The sequence below is a fragment of the uncultured Campylobacter sp. genome (genome assembly GCF_938045535.1).
Taxonomy (GTDB): domain Bacteria; phylum Campylobacterota; class Campylobacteria; order Campylobacterales; family Campylobacteraceae; genus Campylobacter_B.
Genome location: NZ_CALIMQ010000106.1, coordinates 1 through 2,012, shown reverse-complemented (window position 1 = coordinate 2,012; position 2,012 = coordinate 1). Strand labels below are relative to the sequence as shown.

The 2,012-nt window shown below is 43.0% G+C and carries 2 protein-coding genes; one reads left to right on the top strand and one right to left on the bottom strand.

The features are described 5' to 3' along the window. The first annotated feature begins 225 nt into the window (after nt 1-225). Nucleotides 226-1,035, top strand: a complete 810-nt coding sequence (locus Q0095_RS03445) for a hypothetical protein (RefSeq protein ID WP_297881373.1) — start codon at nt 226-228, stop codon at nt 1,033-1,035. Nucleotides 1,036-1,115: 80 nt separating this feature from the next. On the opposite strand, the gene Q0095_RS03440 is transcribed toward Q0095_RS03445, so the two are convergent. Further along, a complete protein-coding gene (locus tag Q0095_RS03440) occupies nt 1,116-1,775 on the bottom strand; it encodes a hypothetical protein (protein ID WP_297881371.1) in 660 nt (219 codons plus the stop codon). Between the last annotated feature and the right edge of the window lie 237 nt (nt 1,776-2,012).

The window sequence follows — 2,012 nt, the reverse complement described above, 5'->3', positions numbered from 1 at the left end:
GGTTCCCTCAGCCCTTCCGCCCCCGAGGAAGAATTTTAAAAGATAGAATTTAGCGAGCAGCTATTTTATGTGAATGAAATTTAATCGCGCGACGCAATAGCGCAATGAATAACCAGTAATGCTTAAAGTATCGCTACTGTGCGATTTATATTTTAAGCGCTCAAATTTTGATAAAATTCGGCTCAGCGAAATCGGCAGAAAAGAGATCAAGATAAAGGAGAAAAAATGGCGATAGACGGGGTGAAAATCATCGATAGCGACGACGGATACGATATATATTTGACTATCACCGAGCGATACAAGGACGGCGAAAATGTTGAAACGATACTGCAAGATGTTTTGGCGCAGGCGGAAAATTTCTGCGCCGATGAGCTTTATAGCGAGATTTATTGGACGGCCCTAGCGTATTCGCTTTGGAAGATCGGCTTTTTAAACGACGAAATCCGCGAAAAAGCCCTTGCTATCATAAAAGGCGGCGCAAGCGGGATGTGGAATAAGGTCTTTGATAAATCCCAGAAGCAGCGTCAAAAAGCGCTTGACAAATTAGCCGTTCAGCTAAAAAGCGAAAACCTAAGGCCGCTTAAGCGAGCCAAAATTACGAAACAAAAAACGCCGTATTTTGAAGAGGGCGACGTTTTGTCTATCCAGATGCAGCAGGGATACGGCGTTTGTTTTGTCTCGGCAGTAGATCAAACGCCCAGGAAGCTCGAGTATCATCTGGCCTGCACCAGAGTGCTGCAAAAAGAGCCGCCCGGCATGGACGATTTTTTAAAAAGCAAGATCGCGAGCTCGAAAAACGGCGGCTTCCTTAGAGCGGACCGCTGGTTTAATCATAAGGATTTAAAGGAGTTGCTACCTCATCTAAAAAAGATCGGAAAGATAAAATTTACCCCGTTTAAATTGGGCGAATTATCTCCCGCGAAAGAATTGGAAGATTTTTATAATAAAATCACGGCAGATCCCAAAATATGGGGCTTTAGGCTAGTTGATACCGCTCGTTTCATAGAAGAGGTGATCGAAGATATAAAAGGATAAAAGCGTCGCGCGGGAAATTTTAAAATTTGACCCTAGCGAAATTTCATAAATTTAGCCATTTGCGGTGGAATTTTATAAATTTAACTCTCCGCGCGCGCTTTGCTTTTTGAAATTTCATCGCCGCTTGCGGCGTCTTTCGCGAGCGATTTTTGAAATTCGTATTTGAAATAAAACGTCCACGCTAGCGGACAAAGGATTATTAAAATGACGGCTACGACTTCGGCGGCTTGCGCATAAAATATTACAAATAAGGCACCTATGTAGTTAAGGACATAGGCAAAATCCCAAAATACCGCGTTTGAGCGGTCGTTTGATATTTCGGTTGCGACCAAATAGATGCAAATGCAAATTAGCGAGGCAATCAAAAAGGCTTCAAAGACGCCTAGTTTTTGGTAGTTTACGTCCGAAGCAAAATAACCCAGCGCGCAAGACGCCAAGATTGCCGCGAGTAAAATTTTGCGTAAAATTTTAAGCGATTTGACTTCGGGCGAAGCATAGATTATATGCGCGCAAAGAGCTATAAAATAGGCGCCTGCAACAAAATCGAAAAATATGTAATAAGCGAATTCCCCAAATATCCCCAAATCATAGCCGCTTTCTAAAATTTTTTGATCTATGATATATAGCGTGCCGAATTTCGCCGCTAAAAATGCAGCCGTAAGCAGGATCGGATGCAGCAGCGCCCTGCCTGCGAGCAGGTCCGCATAAATGTGCCTCAGGAAATTTATCAATCTTTTCACGCTAGGCTCCTTTGAAATTTCGCCGCTTGTGGCGTCTTTTGTGAAATTTTCGCCGTCTAGGTTAAGTCTAAATTTGATCTCAAATCGAGATAAATTTTAGCTTGAGAGCTTTTAAAAATCGCTTAGCGGCAAAGGCATAAATTTGCGCACCCGGGAGCGGGTCGCGTATTTTAAAATTTGCGCAGTTCAAATCATTTCCTATCGCAAGCTGTTTTGCGGGCGAGCGCATATTGCAAA